The 17,148-nt window shown below is 66.6% G+C and carries 18 protein-coding genes; 13 read left to right on the top strand and 5 right to left on the bottom strand.

The window, feature by feature from the left end; all coding sequences use genetic code 11:
• Positions 1-3: 3 nt before the first annotated feature.
• The 3 genes from AC1D09_RS18325 to AC1D09_RS18335 all read right to left on the bottom strand — a co-directional run bounded on the left by AC1D09_RS18325 (position 4) and on the right by AC1D09_RS18335 (position 3,000).
• A complete protein-coding gene (locus AC1D09_RS18325) occupies positions 4-519 on the bottom strand; it encodes a Smg family protein (protein WP_477662090.1) in 516 nt (171 codons plus the stop codon).
• A 78-nt stretch (positions 520-597) separates the two neighbouring features.
• On the bottom strand, positions 598-1,704 hold the full coding sequence (gene dprA, locus AC1D09_RS18330) for a DNA-processing protein DprA (protein WP_477662089.1): 1,107 nt from the start codon (positions 1,702-1,704) through the stop codon (positions 598-600).
• Between the two features lie 72 nt (positions 1,705-1,776).
• Complete coding sequence (locus AC1D09_RS18335) at positions 1,777-3,000, bottom strand: LysM peptidoglycan-binding domain-containing protein (RefSeq protein ID WP_477662088.1); 1,224 nt, start codon at positions 2,998-3,000, stop codon at positions 1,777-1,779.
• A gap of 230 nt (positions 3,001-3,230) precedes the next feature.
• On the opposite strand from AC1D09_RS18335, the gene def reads away from it, so the two are divergent.
• The 6 genes from def to pyk all read left to right on the top strand — a co-directional run bounded on the left by def (position 3,231) and on the right by pyk (position 8,773).
• Complete coding sequence (gene def, locus AC1D09_RS18340) at positions 3,231-3,752, top strand: peptide deformylase (protein ID WP_477662087.1); 522 nt, start codon at positions 3,231-3,233, stop codon at positions 3,750-3,752.
• An 88-nt stretch (positions 3,753-3,840) separates the two neighbouring features.
• Positions 3,841-4,827 carry a methionyl-tRNA formyltransferase gene (fmt, locus tag AC1D09_RS18345; protein ID WP_477701163.1) on the top strand — a complete coding sequence of 329 codons (987 nt, stop codon included), beginning with the start codon at positions 3,841-3,843 and terminating at the stop codon, positions 4,825-4,827.
• A gap of 7 nt (positions 4,828-4,834) precedes the next feature.
• The gene (locus AC1D09_RS18350) at positions 4,835-5,578 is read left to right on the top strand and encodes an AzlC family ABC transporter permease (protein ID WP_477662085.1); all 744 of its coding nucleotides are present in this window, start codon (positions 4,835-4,837) and stop codon (positions 5,576-5,578) included.
• Positions 5,575-5,910: an AzlD domain-containing protein gene (locus AC1D09_RS18355; protein WP_477662084.1), complete on the top strand. Its 336-nt coding sequence runs from the start codon at positions 5,575-5,577 to the stop codon at positions 5,908-5,910. The genes AC1D09_RS18350 and AC1D09_RS18355 overlap by 4 nt, the downstream gene beginning before the upstream one ends.
• Before the next feature lie 119 nt (positions 5,911-6,029).
• Entirely contained in the window at positions 6,030-7,223 is a 1,194-nt protein-coding gene (locus AC1D09_RS18360; protein ID WP_477662083.1) for a phosphoglycerate kinase, read from the top strand.
• A 116-nt stretch (positions 7,224-7,339) separates the two neighbouring features.
• Positions 7,340-8,773 carry a pyruvate kinase gene (pyk, locus tag AC1D09_RS18365; RefSeq protein WP_074579120.1) on the top strand — a complete coding sequence of 478 codons (1,434 nt, stop codon included), beginning with the start codon at positions 7,340-7,342 and terminating at the stop codon, positions 8,771-8,773.
• Between the two features lie 16 nt (positions 8,774-8,789).
• Here pyk and AC1D09_RS18370 read toward each other — a convergent pair whose 3' ends face one another.
• The gene (locus tag AC1D09_RS18370; RefSeq protein ID WP_477662082.1) at positions 8,790-9,530 is read right to left on the bottom strand and encodes a phosphatase PAP2 family protein; all 741 of its coding nucleotides are present in this window, start codon (positions 9,528-9,530) and stop codon (positions 8,790-8,792) included.
• 130 nt (positions 9,531-9,660) lie between these two features.
• On the opposite strand from AC1D09_RS18370, the gene AC1D09_RS18375 reads away from it, so the two are divergent.
• From AC1D09_RS18375 to AC1D09_RS18395, 5 genes are all read left to right on the top strand, one after another.
• Positions 9,661-10,356: a response regulator gene (locus tag AC1D09_RS18375; RefSeq protein WP_477662081.1), complete on the top strand. Its 696-nt coding sequence runs from the start codon at positions 9,661-9,663 to the stop codon at positions 10,354-10,356.
• The gene (locus tag AC1D09_RS18380) at positions 10,353-11,690 is read left to right on the top strand and encodes a histidine kinase dimerization/phospho-acceptor domain-containing protein (RefSeq protein ID WP_477662080.1); all 1,338 of its coding nucleotides are present in this window, start codon (positions 10,353-10,355) and stop codon (positions 11,688-11,690) included. Before AC1D09_RS18375 ends, AC1D09_RS18380 begins: the two co-directional genes overlap by 4 nt.
• Positions 11,691-11,835: 145 nt before the next feature.
• Complete coding sequence (fba, locus tag AC1D09_RS18385; protein ID WP_477662079.1) at positions 11,836-12,900, top strand: class II fructose-bisphosphate aldolase; 1,065 nt, start codon at positions 11,836-11,838, stop codon at positions 12,898-12,900.
• A 102-nt stretch (positions 12,901-13,002) separates the two neighbouring features.
• Entirely contained in the window at positions 13,003-13,911 is a 909-nt protein-coding gene (locus AC1D09_RS18390; protein WP_477662078.1) for a phosphoribosylaminoimidazolesuccinocarboxamide synthase, read from the top strand.
• Between the two features lie 25 nt (positions 13,912-13,936).
• Positions 13,937-14,326, top strand: a complete 390-nt coding sequence (locus AC1D09_RS18395; RefSeq protein ID WP_477662077.1) for a hypothetical protein — start codon at positions 13,937-13,939, stop codon at positions 14,324-14,326.
• A gap of 7 nt (positions 14,327-14,333) precedes the next feature.
• Here the strand turns inward: AC1D09_RS18395 and trxA are convergent, their stop codons facing one another.
• Positions 14,334-15,224, bottom strand: coding sequence for a thioredoxin (trxA, locus tag AC1D09_RS18400; protein WP_477662076.1), 891 nt, complete (start codon positions 15,222-15,224; stop codon positions 14,334-14,336).
• 171 nt (positions 15,225-15,395) lie between these two features.
• Between trxA and purE the strand changes: the two genes are divergently transcribed.
• A complete protein-coding gene (gene purE / locus AC1D09_RS18405; RefSeq protein ID WP_477662075.1) occupies positions 15,396-15,905 on the top strand; it encodes a 5-(carboxyamino)imidazole ribonucleotide mutase in 510 nt (169 codons plus the stop codon).
• Positions 15,902-17,143, top strand: a complete 1,242-nt coding sequence (locus AC1D09_RS18410; protein WP_477662074.1) for a 5-(carboxyamino)imidazole ribonucleotide synthase — start codon at positions 15,902-15,904, stop codon at positions 17,141-17,143. The genes purE and AC1D09_RS18410 overlap by 4 nt, the downstream gene beginning before the upstream one ends.
• Positions 17,144-17,148: the final 5 nt, after the last annotated feature.

The raw sequence follows: 17,148 nt of genomic DNA on the forward strand, positions 1-17,148 counted from the left end.
CGCTCAGTGGGCCAGGCGGAACTCCGTGTCGTCGCACAGTTCATCGAGCACCAGCGCGTCGGGCTCTTCGCCAAAGCTCCAATACACCATGAGGACGATGATTTTGAGGTCGTCCAGCGTCACCGGGTCGCCGGGGGCCGCCATGGCGCGGTCTATGACGATCTCGCGCATGTGCGGCGGCAGCACGCCGGAGGACTCAAGAAAGCTCACAAAACCCAGGCTTTGCGCGCCCAGGTGCACCTGCTCGGCGACGGAGTACACGCGCAGACTGGCGGCCGATTGCGGCTGGATGGCGGGAGAGATTGCGGGGGATTCATCGCCTGCCTGCGGGGTTTTGGCCGGCAGGCTGATCTGCGTGCCCTGGGCCGCGACATTCAGGCCGTCGAGCCAGACAAGGGCCGCCTGGATTTCCTCGGCGTCGAATCCCGCCGCGGTGAGTTTGCGGCTCAGTCGGTGGAGTTCGGGGCAAGCGTCACCTTGCCAGTAATTCTCGTAGACGTACACCAGTACTTCAAACATGCACCCAATATAACGCAGATGCCGCCGGCCGTGTCAAACCCCCGGCGAGGTTCGCCGCGTGCGGGAAATCCCCGGGCCTCAACCGGTGGCCAGGCGCTGGAACAGTCCGCCCGGCAGGCGCACCACCTGCCCGCACAGCTCAAGCTCCAGCAGCCCGGCCTGCAGCCGCGGGGTGTCCAGCCCGGTGCGCGCCTGCAAGGCGTCCAGGCTCACAGGGTCAAAGCCCAGGGCCGCGACCAGCGGATCAGCGGCGTGTGGCCCCGCCGCCGCGTCGTCGCCGCCGGGCGCGGGGACTGCGGCGGAGAGATTCAGCTCTTCCAGGACATCCTGCGCCACTTCCACCAGTTTGGCGCCCTGTTTGATCAGCGCGTGGCAGCCGCGCGACTGGGGTGAGTGGATGGAGCCGGGAATCGCAAAGACCTCTTTGCCCTGCTCGGCCGCCAGCCGCGCCGTGATCAGCGAGCCCGATTGCAGCGCGGCCTCCACGACCAGGGTGCCGCGGGACAGGCCCGAAATAATGCGGTTGCGCCGCGGGAAATTGGCCGCCAGCGGCGGCGTACCGAGGGGAAATTCGCTGACGATCATGCCCTGCTGCGTGATCCGGTGCGCCAGCGCGAGATGTTTTTTGGGATAGACCCTGTCCAGGCCGGTGCCCACCACCGCAATCGTCTCGCCGCCGCCCAGCAAGGCGCCGTCATGTGCCGCACCGTCAACGCCGAGGGCCAGACCCGACACCACACAAAGTCCGGCAGCGCCGAAGGCCTTGGCGAACTGCCGGGCGTTGGCTTCACCCTGCGGCGTCGGGTTGCGGCTGCCCACGATGGCAATATGGGGCGCCGTTGCCGGCTTCCCGGCCAGCGTGCCCAGCATGTAAAGCATCAGGGGCGGGTCTTCGATGTCGAGCAAGGCCGCCGGGTAGGCGGCATCGCCCAGCGTGGCGAGCTGCCTGTCGTCGCCGGCCCGCAGCCATTCGAGGGTGAGCCGCAACTGGGCCGCCAGCGCCGGCGGCTCCTCCAGGATGGCTTTGGCCAGCTTTTCGGTGCCGAGTTGCCTGAGGGCGGCCGGGCTCTGGCCAAAGACGGCTTGCGCCGAGCCAAAAGCGGCCAGCAATTTGCGCGCGGTGTCGTTTCCCACACCGGGGGAAAGCGTCAGCCGCAGCCAGGCCTGAAGCTCTTGGGTATCCACGTCGATCTGGACGGGCGGGGAAGCCGCTGCCGGTGGGCCGCGCCACGGCGCGCCCGGCCGCAGGCAGCGCCCTTAGTTCGGGTTGGTGAAGCGGTCGCCGACTTTCACGCCGTCGGTGATCTGCAGGATCAGCGCGTAAGAAAGCTTGTCGAAGGTGCGGAACACCATCATCAGGCCGTTGCGCTCATTGGGCAGCTTGATTTGCGGCCGTGCGCTGTCGGTTTTGTCGGCCAGCCGTTCGCCGTCCTTGAGGATGGCCATGACATGGCCGCGCTCCAGGCCGTCTTTGGCGCCCCGGTTGATCACCACAACCTGGTTTTCCGCCGCATTCGCCACGGCGCTGCCGTAAATCGACACGATCTGGCCCGTGACCGGGGTGGCGGGTGCATGCGGAACGTAGCTGACCATCTCCCGAGGCGGGTCGGGAAGCAGGCGGTCTCCGACCCGCATTTCTTCCTTGGTGGAGACGATATCAATCGTGGCGGGCACGATTTCCGGGTGCGGATTGCCGTCCTTGCCCGGCACCTGCATGACGGACTCGCCGCGCATCAACTCGGCCTTGCCGATGTATTGCGCCTCGTAGCCCAGGATCTGCTGGGTGGTCGGGTCTTTCAGGGGGGTGGCATTGCGGTAGACGCGGTAGTCCAGCGGCTGGTCTTTGGCATCGCTCAAAGGGGTGCCGGTGGCCACACCGCCCACGTATTCGCCGCGCGCATAGGCGCGGTCGCCACGGCTGAGCAGCACGCGGCCTTCCTGGGCGGCGACGATGCGGGGCGCCCTGGAGAAAGTCGCGTCGTCCACCAGGACGGCTTCCGAGAGGAAGGGTTCGATGACGTTGGGCGACAGTGTGGGAATGGAGTTGTCGGCCAGGGACTCATAGCGGGTGCGGGGCGAAACGCGCACCGTGTCGGTCGGTGGGCCGTCGCTGGAGGCCTGGCGCGTGCGCAGGGTGGCGCGGCCGCCGGTTTTGTCCAGGTACAGGTGCTGGCCCGGGTAGATACGGTGCGGGTTGCGGATGTCCTGCAGGTTCATGCCCCACAGTTCCGGCCAGCGCCACGGGCTTTTGAGGAACAGGCCGGAGATGGCCCACAGCGTGTCGCCGCGCTTGACCGTGTATTCGTCCGGTGCATTGGGCGCCAGCTCACTGAGAGGGACCCCGGCCTGGGCCACCTGGGCGGCTGTTGCTTTTTGGCCCGGTGTGATGGGGAAATTCTGGGCATGCAGGCCGCCGGCGAGGCCCAGAAGGGCGGTGGCGGCTATTGAAATTTGACTGAAACGACCAAAAATTGTTTGCATCTTTGTAGGCCTTCGGCGCTTTTAGGGGATTGGCACGGCGCGATCCGCAGCGGAATCAGGCGGAAATGGTCGTGTCATATCTTGATAAATTACTAACGATTTTGTACCTAAGCCCTTGATTAAGCAACGAATACACGATTCTGGGAATATCAGGATGCCGAAAAACCGAGAAAAGTGGCGAAAATAGCGACATCTCCCCCTCGGGCCTTCATTTCCCCTTGCTTTCCCCCATGAGCCAGCTGACCATTCTTCGTTACCCCGACCCCCGCCTGCACACGGTGGCCAAACCCGTGGCTGCCGTTGATGCACGCCTGCGCAAGCTGGCCGACGACATGTTTGAAACCATGTACGAGGCCTCCGGCATAGGCCTGGCCGCCACCCAGGTCAATGTGCATGAGCGCCTGATCGTCATCGACGTGAGCGAAGAGCGCGACCAGCCCATGGTGCTGATCAACCCCGAAATCCTCTGGGCCAGCGAGGAAAAGCGTGTTGGCGACGAAGGCTGCCTGTCGGTGCCCGGTATTTATGACGGGGTCGAACGCTCCATCGCCATCAAGGTCCAGGCCCTGGACCTGGACGGCAAGTCCCAGGTCTATGAAGCCGAAGGCATGCTGGCGGTCTGCATCCAGCATGAAATGGACCATCTGCTGGGCAAGGTGTTTGTGGAATACCTCTCACCCTTGAAGCGCAACCGCATCAAGACCAAGATGATCAAGCAGAAAAAGGACGAGGAGCGCGAGTCCGCCGGCTGAGCGTTCGTTCACGGCCGGCTTGCGTGATACGCGGGGCTTTGCCGCCGCTACCCCGGGATTTCCCCAGGGGTCTTTAGAATCGGACGCCATGCGCGTCATATTTGCCGGTACCCCTGAGTTCGCCCGCGTGGCCCTTGAAAGATTGCACGCAGCCGGTTTTGAAATCCCCCTGGTCCTGACCCAGCCCGACCGCCCCGCCGGCCGCGGCATGAAACTGCAGGCTTCCCCCGTCAAACAATGGGCGGCAAGCGCCCACATCCCCGTCGCCCAGCCGCGCAGCCTGCGGCTGGACGGCAAATTTCCCGACGACGCGGCTTCAGCCCGTGAGGCCATCCTGGCGGCCAAAGCGGACCTCATGGTGGTTGCCGCCTACGGGCTGATCCTTCCCCAATGGGTGCTGGACACCCCCCGGCTGGGCTGCCTCAATATCCATGCCTCCTTGCTGCCGCGCTGGCGCGGCGCCGCGCCCATACACCGCGCCATCGAGGCCGGCGACGCGGAAACCGGCATCACCATCATGCAAATGGATGCCGGGCTTGATACCGGCGACATGCTGCTGGTGGACAAGCTGCGCATTGCCGCGGATGACACCACCGCCTCCCTGCACGACAGGCTGGCCGGCCTCGGCGGGCGGCTCATTGTTGAGGCGCTCGAACTGGCGGCCTGCGGCGGCCTCACGGCCACGCCCCAGCCGGCCGAGGGCGTGACCTATGCCCACAAGATAGAAAAGCACGAGGCCATGATGGACTGGGCGCAACGCGCCGCCGTGCTGGAGCGCCGCATACGCGCCTTCAACCCCTTTCCGGGCGCGGCCGGCGTGCTGGAGGGCCAGACCCTCAAGTTCTGGCGCGCCGAAATCGTCGCCGGCGCGGCCCGGCCTGCCGGTGCGGAGGTCGGCCAGGTGCTGGCCGCCGGCGCTGAAGGCATAGACATCGCGGCCGCCGACGGTGTGCTGCGTGTGAGCCGCCTGCAAAAAGCCGGCGGCAAGGCGCTGGATGCGGCCGATTTTTTGCGCGGTTTCGACATCCGGCCCGGCATGGTGTTCAGCCAGGCGCCGGCAGATCAACAGGAATGAGGGTTTTGTGAAGACATTGTTCAAGCATCCGGAGTTCCGCATCGGAGCCAGCGAACTCGCGGCGGTGGCGCCCGGCATTGCCGCCTGGGGCCTGATGACCGGCGTGGCCATGGCCAAGTCGGGCATGAGCCTGATCGAGGTGCTGCTGATGGCGATACTGGTATTTGCCGGCAGCTCCCAGCTGGCGGCCCTTCCGCTCATCGTGGCCGGCGCTCCCATGTGGGTGATCCTGGCCACCTCGTTTTGCGTGAACCTGCGCTTCATGGTCTTCAGCGCCCACCTGCGTCCTTATGTGATGCACCAGAGCCTGTGGCGGCGCCTGTTTTACGGCTATGCCATGGCCGACCTCAACTACGTGCTGTTCACCAAGCGTTTTCCGCACCCATCCAGCGACCCGCTGGTGATCAAGGGGCAGGAGGCCTACTGGGCCGGCAGCTGCGGCGTCAGCTGGGTCAGCTGGGTGGGCGCCAGCCTGCTGGGCATCGCGCTGGCCAATTCCATCCCGCTGTCCTGGGGCCTGGGCTTCGCCGGCATCCTGGCCTTGTTGGGCATCATGTGCTCGCTGGCCACCACGCGGCTGCGCGTGGTGTCGGCCGGCATCGCCGGCGCGGCGGCGGTCGCCGCTTTTGCCCTGCCGCTCAAGCTCAACATCCTGGTGGCCATCGCCGCGGCGGTGGCCGTCTGCCTGCTGCTGGAAAAGCCGGTGGCCAAATCCGCAGCACCCGCCCCCGGTACCGGAGACGCCGCATGAACCAGACCGATCTCTGGACCGTGGCCACCATACTCGGCATGACGGCGATCACCGTCATCACGCGCTGCTTCTTTTTCCTGTCGGACAAGCCCTGGACCCTGCCGGCCTGGGCCCAGCGCGGCCTGCATTACGCGCCCATTGCCGCGCTGGCGGCGGTCATCATCCCCGAAATGGTGATGAGCCAGGGCCACCTGATCGCCACCTGGAAGGACGCGCGCCTCTTTGCCGTCGTCGCGGGCACGGCCTGGTATTACTGGCGCCATGGCGTGCTGGGTACCATCCTGGCCGGCATGGCCGTGTATCTGCCGCTGCATATCTGCCTGGGATGGTAGGCAGGTAAGCAAACGCAAAGGCGCCTCGCAGCCGGGCTTGCAGGAAAAACGCCCGCCTACAATTGCGGCAGCTCAGGCCGGCACCGGCCTGAAACTTCACTTCCCTTGCGAGCCTTCCCATGAATTTCATCCGTTTTTCCGACCTGTGCGCCAGCGGCAAAGTTGCCGGCAAGCGCGTCTTCATCCGTGCCGACCTCAATGTGCCGCAGGACGATGCCGGCAACATCACCGAAGACACGCGCGTGCGCGCCTCGATTCCCTGCATACAGATGGCGCTGGATGCCGGTGCCGCGGTCATGGTGACCTCCCACCTCGGGCGCCCCGTCGAGGGCGAGTTCAAGCCCGCCGATTCGCTGGCGCCCGTGGCCAAGCGCCTGGGCGAGCTCATGGGCCGCGACGTGGCCCTGGTGCCCAACTGGGTGGACGGCGTCGACGTCAAACCTGGCCAGCTGGCGCTGCTCGAGAACTGCCGCCTCAACAAGGGCGAGAAGAAAAACAGCGAAGAACTCGCGCGCAAGATGGCCGCGCTCTGCGACATCTTTGTGCATGACGCCTTCGGCACCGCCCATCGCGCCGAGGCCTCCACCTACGGCATCGCGCAGTACGCGCCCGTGGCCAGCGCCGGCCCGCTGCTGGCCGCCGAAATGGACGCGATCTCCAAGGCGCTGTCCAGCCCGCGCCGGCCGCTGGTCGCCATCGTGGCCGGCAGCAAGGTGTCCACCAAGCTGACCATCCTCAAGTCGCTGGCCGCCAATGTGGACCAGCTCATCGTGGGCGGCGGCATCGCCAACACCTTTATGCTGGCCGCCGGCCTCAAGATTGGCAAAAGCCTGGCCGAAGCCGATTTGCTGGCCGAAGCCAAGGCCGTGATCGACGCCATGAAGGCGCGCGGCGCCGAAGTGCCGATCCCGACCGACGTGGTCACCGCCAAGACTTTTGCCGCCGATGCGCCGGCCACCGTCAAGGCCGCCACCGACGTGGCCGATGACGACCTGATCCTCGACATAGGCCCGCAAACCACGGCGCGGCTGGCCGCGCAGCTCAAGGCCGCCGGCACCATCGTCTGGAACGGCCCGGTCGGCGTGTTCGAATTCGACGCCTTCGCCAAGGGCACCGAAGGCATTGCGCGCGCCATCGCCGAAAGCAGCGCATTTTCCATTGCCGGCGGCGGCGACACGCTGGCCGCGATCGCCAAGTACGGCATCGAAAAGCAGGTCGGTTATATCTCCACCGGCGGCGGCGCTTTCCTTGAAGTGCTGGAAGGCAAGACCTTGCCGGCCTTCGAGATTTTGCAAAAACGCGCCGCGGGCTGAACGTCCTCTTTTCCTGCCGCTCGGGCTCCGGTATGACCACGGGCGCCGAATTGGTAACGCCTTTGTAACTATTTCCGTGTGAAAATCGGAAACTAAATTACATGGAGACATTCACTATGCCGCGTCGCGCCACCAAGATCGTTGCCACCCTCGGACCCGCCTCCAGCGACCCTGCACTGCTGGAGAAAATGATCCGTGCCGGCGTCAACGTGGTGCGCCTCAATTTCAGCCACGGTACTGCCCAGGATCATGTGGACCGGGCCCAGCTGGTGCGCGAAGCCGCCCAGCGCGCCGGCCGCGAAGTCGCCATCATGGCCGACCTGCAGGGCCCCAAGATACGCGTCGGCAAGTTCGCCGAAGGCAAGGTCCAGCTCGAGCCCGGCGAGAAATTCATCCTCGATGCCTCGCGCACCGAACCCGGCGATCTCAAGGGCGTGGGCCTGGACTACAAGGAACTGCCGCGCGACGTGAAAGCCGGCGACGTGCTGCTGCTCAATGACGGCCTGATCGTGCTCACCGTCGACATGGTGCGCGGCGAAGAAGTGCACACCACCGTCAAGCTGGGCGGCGAGCTGTCCAACAACAAGGGCATCAACAAGCAGGGCGGTGGCCTCACCGCCCCGGCGCTGACCGCCAAGGACATGGAAGACATCAAGACGGCCATGAGCTTCCAGGCCGACTATGTGGCCGTGAGCTTTCCCAAGAACGCCACCGACATGGAAATGGCGCGCCAGCTGTGCAACGTGGCCGCCGCGCCCTATAAACACAAGCCCGGCCTGATCGCCAAGATCGAACGCGCCGAAGCGATCCCCAAGCTCGAGGAAATCCTGCAGGTCAGCGACGGCATCATGGTGGCCCGCGGCGACCTGGCCGTGGAAGTCGGCAACGCCGCCGTGCCAGCCCTGCAAAAACGCATGATCAAGATGGCGCGAGCCGGCGACAAGGTCGTCATCACCGCCACGCAGATGATGGAGTCCATGATCGTGAATCCGGTGCCCACGCGCGCCGAGGTCAGCGACGTCGCCAACGCGGTGCTGGACGGCACCGACGCGGTGATGCTCAGCGCCGAAACCGCCGCCGGCAAGTACCCGCTGGAGACCGTCGAGGAGATGGCCAAGATCTGCGAGGAAGCCGAGAAAGCCGAATACAAGGAACTGGAAGGCGATTTTTCCGGCAAGACCTTCAGCCGCATCGACCAGTCCATCGCCATGGGTGCGCTGTTCACCGCCCACCACCTGGGCGCCAAGGCCATCGTGGCGCTGACCGACAGCGGCTCCACCCCCTTGTGGATGAGCCGCCACGATATCCGCGTGCCGATCTACGCGCTCACGCCGCGCCTGGCCACGCAGCGCAAGATGGCGCTGTACCGCAACGTGCGCCCCCTGCTGATGGACACCAGCGCCGATCGCGACACCGCGCTCGAGCAGGCCGAAGGCCACCTGCTGCGCCGCAATATCGTGCAAAGCGGCGACGTCTACGCCATCACCTGCGGCGAGCCCATGGGCGCGCCCGGTGGCACCAACATGCTGAAAATTTGCAGAGTAGCCTGAACCTTACTGCTGCGGACTAGCGTCCCGGTGCGAGCATGGGCACCTGCGCCCGGGCCGGTGACGGCTTTTGCGAAAGCATCTGGGTGACGATGTTGTCGACCAGCGCCGCCGAGGCCCAGCACAGCCAGGCGGTCCAGAGCGTGTGGCTCATGTAATGGGCGCCGCGCACCTGCTGCGCCAGCCCCAGTGCCAGACCCGCCGCCAGGGCACCTGCCAGCCAGCGCCGCGCCGCCCGGGGCAGGGTATGGCGCAGCGCAAAAAAGCCGCCGATAAACGCAAAACCCGCCGAGGCGTGGCCGGCCGGAAAGCAGCCGCCGCTGCCGCCGTCGCGCAGGCCCCAGGCCCAGTGCGACACATAGGCCACCGTGCCGCCGAACTCGCGCAGCTCCCAGGGGCAACTCGTGAGGCTGTGCAGCTTGAGGGTGGACACCACCAGCAGCGAGACCAGCGTGCTCAGCGCCAGCTGCACCCGGCGCTCTACGGCCAACCCTCGCAGGGCGCCGAAAGGCCGCGCCACGGCCGCCAGCAGCGCCAGTTCGACCGTCCATGGCAGCCAGCGTATGTCGTCGTGCAGCGTGCCGCGCCAGAACCAGTGGTCTTCATAGGCAAAGCCGGTGGCGGAGCCGAACCAGTGCGCCATCCACAGGTCCAGGCCTGAATGGTCCCAGGCCAGCAGCAGCGCCAGGCCGAGCAGGCTTGCCAGGAACACTTGGGATGAAACAGGGGCGCTGTCGTGAAGGGAGCGGGAAGCGGTCATGGGCATGTCGCGCAAGCGGGTGGGCAGGGGATGCCGCAAGATAGGTTGAGCGTCTTAACTCACCCTTAAGGCCCTGCGGCGGGCGGTGAAACGCCCCCCGCCGCGGCCCGCAACGCCGACAATGGCCCCCATGCGAATCCTGGTGGTCGAAGACGATGCGGGCATCGCCCTGGGCCTGCGGACCAATCTGCAGCAGCGGGGCTATGCGGTCGATGTCTGCGCCAGTCTGGGATCGGCCTGGGCCGCCCTGTCCAGCGAGCCGTTTGACCTGGTGCTGCTGGACCTGGGGCTGGCCGACGGCGACGGTGGCGACCTGCTGCTGCGGCTGCGCCAGGCCCGTGCGGGCGCGCCCGGGGCGTTGCCCGACCCGCTGACACCGGTGCTCATCATGACCGCGCGCGACCAGGTCGCAGACCGCATCTCGGGCCTGAACCTGGGCGCCGACGACTACCTGGTCAAGCCTTTTGACCTCGACGAGCTCGAGGCGCGCATGCGCGCGCTGCTGCGGCGCGCGGCGGGCCGGGCCCATCCGCTGCTGGTTCACGGCGACCTGGTGATAGACCCGGCGGCCCGCACGGTGCTGCGCGCGGGTGAGGGCGTGGAGCTGGCGCCGCGCGAATTCGCCCTGCTGCTCCTGCTGCTGGAGTCGCGCGGCCGGGTGCTGTCGCGCCAGCAGCTCGAAGCGCGCCTCTACAACTGGCAGGATGCCGTCGGCAGCAATGCGGTGGAGGTCCACGTTCACCATCTGCGGCGCAAGCTGGGCGAGGGCCTGATCCAGACCTTGCGCGGCGTCGGCTACTTCATACCGCGGGAGGACGGCGCATGAAGCCCGCGCTGCCTGCGCAGGCTTCGCTCACGCGCCGCCTGCTGCTGTGGGTGCTGGCGGCGCTGCTGCTGGTGTGGGCCGGCTTTGTGGCGGTGGGTTACCGCACCGGTATCCATGAGGCGGGCGAACTGACCGACGGGCACCTGGCCGGTACCGCGGCCCTGATGCTCAACCTGGACTTGCCGCCCTTCGTCGACGCGGCGAGGGAAACCGTCCGTCCCGCCATTCCCACGCTCAAGAGCCATGACTACCAGCCTTCCCTCAGCGTGCTGGTGCGCGGCGCCGACGGCCGGCTGCTGGCCCGCTCGGGCGACGCACCTGTGCCGCCTTTCAGCGAACGCTCCGGTTTCGCCGACCTCGAACTGGGCACGCCACCGGCCACCTGGCGCAGCTTTTCACAGTGGGACGCCTCGCACGCGCGGCAGGTCACCGTGCTGGTGCGTGCCGACGAGCGCGACGAGATGGCCGCCGACGTTGCCGGGCAGCTGGCGGAGCCGGGCCTGTGGCTGCTGCCCGTGGTGGCGCTCGCGCTGGGCGCGGCCATCTGGCGCGGCTTGCGCCCCCTGCAGGCGCTGTCGCGCGACGTGGCCGAGCTTGAAGTGGACAAGGCCGAGCGCCTGGAGGCCCGCCATCCCTACCGCGAATTCAATTCGGTCGTGCGTTCCATCAACACGCTGGTGGGCCAGCAGCAGGCGTCGCTGGAGCGCGAGCGGCAGCTGGCCAGCGAGGTGGCCCATGAATTGCGCACCCCACTGTCTTCCATCGCGCTGCAGGCGGCCTCGCTGCGCGGCGAGCTTTCGCCCGCCGCGCGCGAGCAGGCGCTGGCGCAAATCGGTGCCGACGCGATGCGTGCCGGGCACGTCATCACCCAGCTGCTTTCACTGGCGCGGGCCAGCCGCGCGGACTTGCAGCAGCAGATGCAGCGCCTGGACCTGGGGACCCTGGCCGGGCGGGTGGTGGCGGGGTACGCGCAGGCTTCCTGGGAAAGCGGGCATACGCTCAGCGTGCAGGGCGAGGAGGGGCTTGAGGTCCTGGCCCATCCGCTGCTGCTGGAACTGGCCCTGCGCAACCTCGTCGACAACGCCCTGCAGCATACGGCCCGGGGCACTTTCGTCTGTGTCCAGTGGGGCCGCGACGCCGACGCGGCGTGGCTGCAGGTCTGCGATGACGGCCAGGCCCGTCCCGGCGCCGTGGCGCCTTCCGCCGAAAGGCTGGGCCTGGGCCATAAAATCGTCGGCCGCGTGATGGACGTGCACGGCGGCCGATTTACCCAGCCAGCCGCGCCCGCGCCTTTTACACGCTGTTACCGCATGGTTCTGCCGCTAACTCCCTAAATAAGTGGTCTTTACGCAGCCGGTAGAATGAAGGCCTCGGTTACTTGGCGGTTACGGCCCATGCAGGCAGCCCTCGTGCTGCGCGGCCCTCCGCGGGGACCTCGCCTTTTTCGGCAGCGTTTTTAACTTTCTGGGGATTCTGATCATGGCACTCGTTTCGATGCGCGAGCTGCTGGACCATGCGGCAGTCAACGGCTACGGCATTCCGGCTTTTAACGTCAACAACCTCGAGCAGGTGCAAGCCGTCATGGAAGCGGCCAAGGAAACCGGCGCGCCCGTGATCCTGCAGGCCAGCGCCGGCGCGCGCAAATATGCCGGTGAGCCCTTCATCAAGCACCTGATCCAGGCGGCCATCGAGATGTATCCCAACATCCCCCTGGTCATGCACCAGGACCACGGCCAGAACCCCGACGTCTGCCAGGGCGCCATCGACCTCGGCTTTTCGTCGGTGATGATGGACGGCTCGCTGGAAGCCGACGGCAAGACCATTGCCAGCTACGACTACAACGTCGAGGTGACAAAAAAGGTCTCGCAGCTGGCCCACAAGTACGGCGTCACCGTCGAAGGCGAGCTCGGCTGCCTGGGTTCGCTGGAAACCATGAAGGGCGACAAGGAAGACGGCCACGGCACCGACGCGACCATGACGCGCGAGCAGCTGCTGACCGACCCCGAGCAGGCCGCCGATTTCGTCAAACGCACGCAGATCGATGCGCTGGCGATCGCCATAGGCACCAGCCACGGCGCCTACAAATTCACGCGCAAGCCCACCGGCGACATCCTGGCGATTGACCGCATCAAGGAAATCCACAAGCGCATTCCCAGCACCCACCTGGTGATGCACGGCTCCTCCTCGGTGCCGCAGGAGCTGCTGGCCCTGATCCGCCAGTACGGCGGCAACATGAAGGAAACCTACGGCGTGCCCGTCGAGGAAATCCAGGAAGCCATCAAGCACGGCGTGCGCAAGATCAACATTGACACCGACATCCGCCTGGCCATGACGGCCGCGGTGCGCAAGTTCCTGGCCGAAAACCCCGAAAAGTTCGATGCCCGCGAATGGCTCAAGCCCGCCCGCGAAGCCGCCAAGCAGATCTGCAAGCAGCGCTACATCCAGTTCGGCTGCGAAGGCCAGGGCGCCAAGATCAAGGGCGACACCCTGCAGGCCGTGGCCGCCAAATATGCCAAGGGTGAACTGGCTCAAGTGGTGCATTGAAAATTCCCGCCGTCCACCCGCGCGGATTGGCGATAATTCAAAGCCCGCGGCTCTTGCGAGTCGCGGGCTTTTTACGTTGACTCCCCCTCCCACGCCTGCACCATGACCCAAGCACTCCATACCTCCGCCCTGACCTCCCTGCCCCTGCTTGCACGCGGCAAGGTGCGCGACAACTACGCCGTGGGCAAGGACAGGCTGCTGATGGTGGCCAGCGACCGGCTCAGCGCCTTCGACGTCATCCTCGGCGAGCCGATTCCCGGCAAGGGCGCGCTGCTCACGCAGATGGCGCTGTTCTGGTTCGGCAAGCTGGGCCACATCTGCCCCAACCACCTGACCGGCGAGGCGCCCGAAAGCGTGGTCACGCCGGCCGAAGTGCCGCAGGTGGTGAACCGCTCCATGCTGGTCAAGCGCCTCAAGCCCCTCCCGGTCGAGGCGGTGGTGCGCGGCTACCTGGCCGGCAGCGGCTGGAAGGAATACCAGGAGAGCCAGGCCGTCTGCGGCGTGCCGCTGCCCGCGGGCCTGAAGAACGCCGGCAAGCTGCCCGAGCCCATCTTCACGCCGGCCGCCAAAGCCGAAGCCGGCGAGCACGACGAGAACATCAGCTACGAGCAGGTGGTCAAGGTTGTCGGCCCTGAACTCGCCGCGCAGATCAAAAAAATCAGCATAGAGATTTACAGCACGGCCGCGGCCTTCGCGCTGACCAAAGGCATCATCATTGCCGACACCAAGTTTGAGTTCGGCCTCGACGAAAACGGCACGCTGACCTTGATGGACGAAGTGCTGACGCCCGACTCCTCGCGCTACTGGCCCATAGAAGGCTATGAAGCCGCCTACGCTCTAGGTGCGAACCCGCCCAGCTACGACAAACAGTTCGTGCGCGACTGGCTCGAAGCCGTGCGCATCAACGGCAAGCCCTGGGACAAAACCCCCCCCTCGCCGCACCTGCCGGCCGATGTGGTCGCCAAAACGGCGGCCAAATACCAGGAAGCGCTGACCCGGTTGACGGCCTGAAGCCCAGGCCCAGCCCGGCGCCGCGATGGAATTCCTGCTGGAACTGCTGTTCGAGTTTTTCGGCGAGCTGTTTCTGCAGCTTTTTGGCGAGATGTTCGGCGGGGCGTTCAAGGCCGCCTGGTACAAGCTGCGCGGGCGCGACCACGAACTGACGGCGACGCAGGAAGCGGCGTGGTCCGTCATGACCGGCATTGGCGCCGGCATCCTGACCGTGCTGGTCGTGCCCCACCTGGCGATACGCCTGCACTGGCTGCAAATCCTCAACCTGCTGCTGGCGCCCGTGGTGGCGGGCCTGCTGGTCGAGCGGCTGCGCGCCTGGCGCGAATCGCGCCGCGAATTCAGCCTGGAGGTTGCCGGCTACGCCGCGCTCTTCGGTTTTGCCTTTGCCCTGACCCGCTGGCTTTTTGGTTCGTGAGCGGGACTTAGCTCAACACCACGCTGCTGAGGCGGCGGCGGTAGGTCGCCACGACCGGGTCTTCCGGCGGAATCTGCCCGTCGGCGACCTTGGGTTTGGGCGCTTCCATGATGTCGAGGATGGCGATGTAGGTCTTGCGCGCGAGCTCCTCGTTCCAGGCCTTGTCGCGCATCAGGATTTCCAGCAACTCGTCAAGGGCGTCGGTCCAGCGTTGCTGCACCATCAGCCCGCGCGCCTTGTCAAAACGCGCCTCGAAATCGCGCTTGTTGGCCGCGATCCTGGCGTCCAGGCCGGCAGCGCCGCCCGCGCCCTGCGTGGCGGCAAAATCCATGGCGTCCATCCAGCGCTTGAGCGAGTCAAAACGCCGCACCACTGTGGTTTGAGCGATCACCGGCGCAAACGCCACCTTGGCGTCGTCCTCGCGGCCCATCTGCAGCAGCAGCTTCACGTAGTCAAAGCGCGCGTTGTCGTCGGCCGGGTTGGCGGCCACGGCGTGCTGCAGTTTTTCGAGCACGTCGGCCGGGTCGGTGCTTTCTTCCTCGAGCGCCAGTTCGGCTTCCTCGGGCTCGCCGGCCGGCGGCAGGTGCTTGTCCAGGAACTCCTTGACCTTGCCTTCGGGCAGGGCGCCGGCAAAGCCGTCCACCGGCTGGCCGTTCATCATCAGGATGCAGGTCGGGATGCTGCGTATGCCGAAGGCCGCGCCCAGCTGCTGCTCCTGGTCGGAGTCGATTTTCACGAGCTTGAAGCGCCCGGCGTACTCGGCCTCGACTTTTTCCAGGATAGGGCCCAGCGACTTGCAGGGGCCGCACCAGGGCGCCCAGAAATCGATCAGCACGGGAGTGGTCATGGAAGCGGCAACGACTTCCGCTTCGAAATTGGCAATGGTGACGTCTATCATGATTCAGTGAAAAGTGGGGCTGGAAAGAGAGGTTTCAACCGTCGCGGCGCGGGGCGGCGGCAGCCCGGCGGGGCCCGGGCGCAAGCCCAAACGATAGCATGCAGGCCCTAGCCCTTAAAATCAGGGGTTACGGGCGCGCAGCCTGCAAACCCCAAGACCCAGAAGGTCCCAATGACGACGACAAACAATCCGGCCGCCCCCCTGGTGGGCGTGGTGATGGGCTCCAGCAGCGACTGGGAGACCATGCAGCACGCGGTGCAGATCCTCACGCAGTTCGGCGTGGCGCATGAAGCGCGCGTGGTGTCGGCCCACCGCATGCCCGACGAGCTGTTCGCCTATGCCGAAGCCGCCGCGGGCCGCGGCCTGCAGGCCATCATCGCCGGCGCCGGCGGCGCGGCCCACCTGCCCGGCATGCTGGCCGCCAAGACCGTTGTGCCGGTGTTGGGCGTGCCGGTGGCCAGCAAGCACCTGCAAGGCGTCGACTCGCTGCACAGCATCGTGCAGATGCCCAAGGGCATTCCCGTCGCGACCTTCGCCATCGGCAATGCCGGCGCGGCCAATGCGGCCCTGTTCGCCGTCGCCATGCTGGCCCTGCACGACAAGGCGCTGGCCGCCCAACTGCAGGCCTTCCGCGCCGAGCAGACCGCCGCCGCCCACGCCATGACCCTGCCGCCCGCATGAGCCTTCCTTCCGGCCTCCCTGTTTTCCCCGGCACCGTTTCCGACTCCGGCCGGCCCGCCACGCTGGGCGTGATGGGCGGCGGCCAGCTGGGCCGCATGTTTGTGCATGCCGCGCAGCGCCTGGGTTATTTCACCGCCGTGCTGGATCCCGACGCGCAAAGCCCGGCCGGCCTGGTCAGCCACCACCACATCCAGACCGGTTACGCCGACGAGCAAGGCCTCAAGCAACTGGCCGCGCTGTGTGCCGCCATCACCACCGAATTTGAAAACGTGCCCGCGGGCGCGCTGCAGGCCCTGGCCGCCAGCCGGCCCGTGGCGCCGGGGGCGGCCGCCGTCGCCATCGCGCAAAACCGCATCGAGGAAAAATCCCACTTCACCGCCAGCGCCGCCGAGTCGGGCGCGCTGGCCGGCGTCAGCTGCGCGCCTTATGCGGTCATAGAAACCGAGGCGCAGCTCGCTGCCGTGCCGGCCGGCTTGCTGCCCGGGATTTTAAAAACCGCGCGCATGGGCTACGACGGCAAGGGCCAGGTCCGCGTCAAGAACGCGGCCGAACTCGCCGCCGCCTGGGCCGGCCTCAAGCAAGCGCCCTGCGTGCTCGAAAAAATGCTGCCACTCAAGGCCGAATGCTCGGTCATCGTGGCGCGCGGCTGGGACGGCCGCATCGTGAGCTTCGCGCCGCAGCGCAATGTGCATGTGGACGGTATCCTGGCCGTCACCCAGGCCTATGAAGGCAATATGCCCGCCGCCCTGGCGCAGCGCGCGCTGGCGGCCACCCACACCATCGCGAACCATGTCGGCTATGTGGGCGTGCTCTGCGTCGAATTTTTCCTGGTCGACGACGGCAGCGCCGACGGCGCGCTGGTGGTGAACGAGATGGCACCGCGCCCGCACAACAGCGGCCACTACACGATGGATGCCTGCGATGTTTCGCAGTTCGACCTGCAGGTGCACGCCATGGCCGGCTTGCCGCTGCCGCAGCCGCGCCAGCATTCGCCGGCCGTCATGCTCAACCTGCTCGGCGACGTCTGGCTCGATGCCGATGGCCGTTCGCGCACGCCCGACTGGCAGGCCGCGCTGGCGCTGCCCGGCACGCATTTGCACCTTTACGGCAAGACCGAAGCGCGCGCCGGCCGCAAGATGGGCCACCTCAACATCACCGGCGCCGATATCGCCACGGTCAAGGCCACGGCGCGCCAGGCGGCCGCCATCCTGGGCTTGCCCGGGCTTGAAGACATCTGATCGAC

The organism is Polaromonas sp. P1_A2 (genome assembly GCF_056406895.1).

Bases quoted from the DNA above. Each gene is read 5' to 3' on its own strand.
- AC1D09_RS18325 (WP_477662090.1), bottom strand. From the start codon at position 519: ATGTTTGAAGTACTGGTGTACGTCTACGAGAATTACTGGCAAGGTGAC.
- AC1D09_RS18335 (WP_477662088.1), bottom strand. From the start codon at position 3,000: ATGCAAACAATTTTTGGTCGTTTCAGTCAAATTTCAATAGCCGCCACC.
- def (WP_477662087.1), top strand. From the start codon at position 3,231: ATGAGCCAGCTGACCATTCTTCGTTACCCCGACCCCCGCCTGCACACG.
- fmt (WP_477701163.1), top strand. From the start codon at position 3,841: ATGCGCGTCATATTTGCCGGTACCCCTGAGTTCGCCCGCGTGGCCCTT.
- AC1D09_RS18355 (WP_477662084.1), top strand. From the start codon at position 5,575: ATGAACCAGACCGATCTCTGGACCGTGGCCACCATACTCGGCATGACG.
- AC1D09_RS18360 (WP_477662083.1), top strand. From the start codon at position 6,030: ATGAATTTCATCCGTTTTTCCGACCTGTGCGCCAGCGGCAAAGTTGCC.
- pyk (WP_074579120.1), top strand. From the start codon at position 7,340: ATGCCGCGTCGCGCCACCAAGATCGTTGCCACCCTCGGACCCGCCTCC.
- AC1D09_RS18370 (WP_477662082.1), bottom strand. From the start codon at position 9,530: ATGACCGCTTCCCGCTCCCTTCACGACAGCGCCCCTGTTTCATCCCAA.
- AC1D09_RS18375 (WP_477662081.1), top strand. From the start codon at position 9,661: ATGCGAATCCTGGTGGTCGAAGACGATGCGGGCATCGCCCTGGGCCTG.
- AC1D09_RS18380 (WP_477662080.1), top strand. From the start codon at position 10,353: ATGAAGCCCGCGCTGCCTGCGCAGGCTTCGCTCACGCGCCGCCTGCTG.
- fba (WP_477662079.1), top strand. From the start codon at position 11,836: ATGGCACTCGTTTCGATGCGCGAGCTGCTGGACCATGCGGCAGTCAAC.
- AC1D09_RS18390 (WP_477662078.1), top strand. From the start codon at position 13,003: ATGACCCAAGCACTCCATACCTCCGCCCTGACCTCCCTGCCCCTGCTT.
- AC1D09_RS18395 (WP_477662077.1), top strand. From the start codon at position 13,937: ATGGAATTCCTGCTGGAACTGCTGTTCGAGTTTTTCGGCGAGCTGTTT.
- trxA (WP_477662076.1), bottom strand. From the start codon at position 15,224: ATGATAGACGTCACCATTGCCAATTTCGAAGCGGAAGTCGTTGCCGCT.
- purE (WP_477662075.1), top strand. From the start codon at position 15,396: ATGACGACGACAAACAATCCGGCCGCCCCCCTGGTGGGCGTGGTGATG.
- AC1D09_RS18410 (WP_477662074.1), top strand. From the start codon at position 15,902: ATGAGCCTTCCTTCCGGCCTCCCTGTTTTCCCCGGCACCGTTTCCGAC.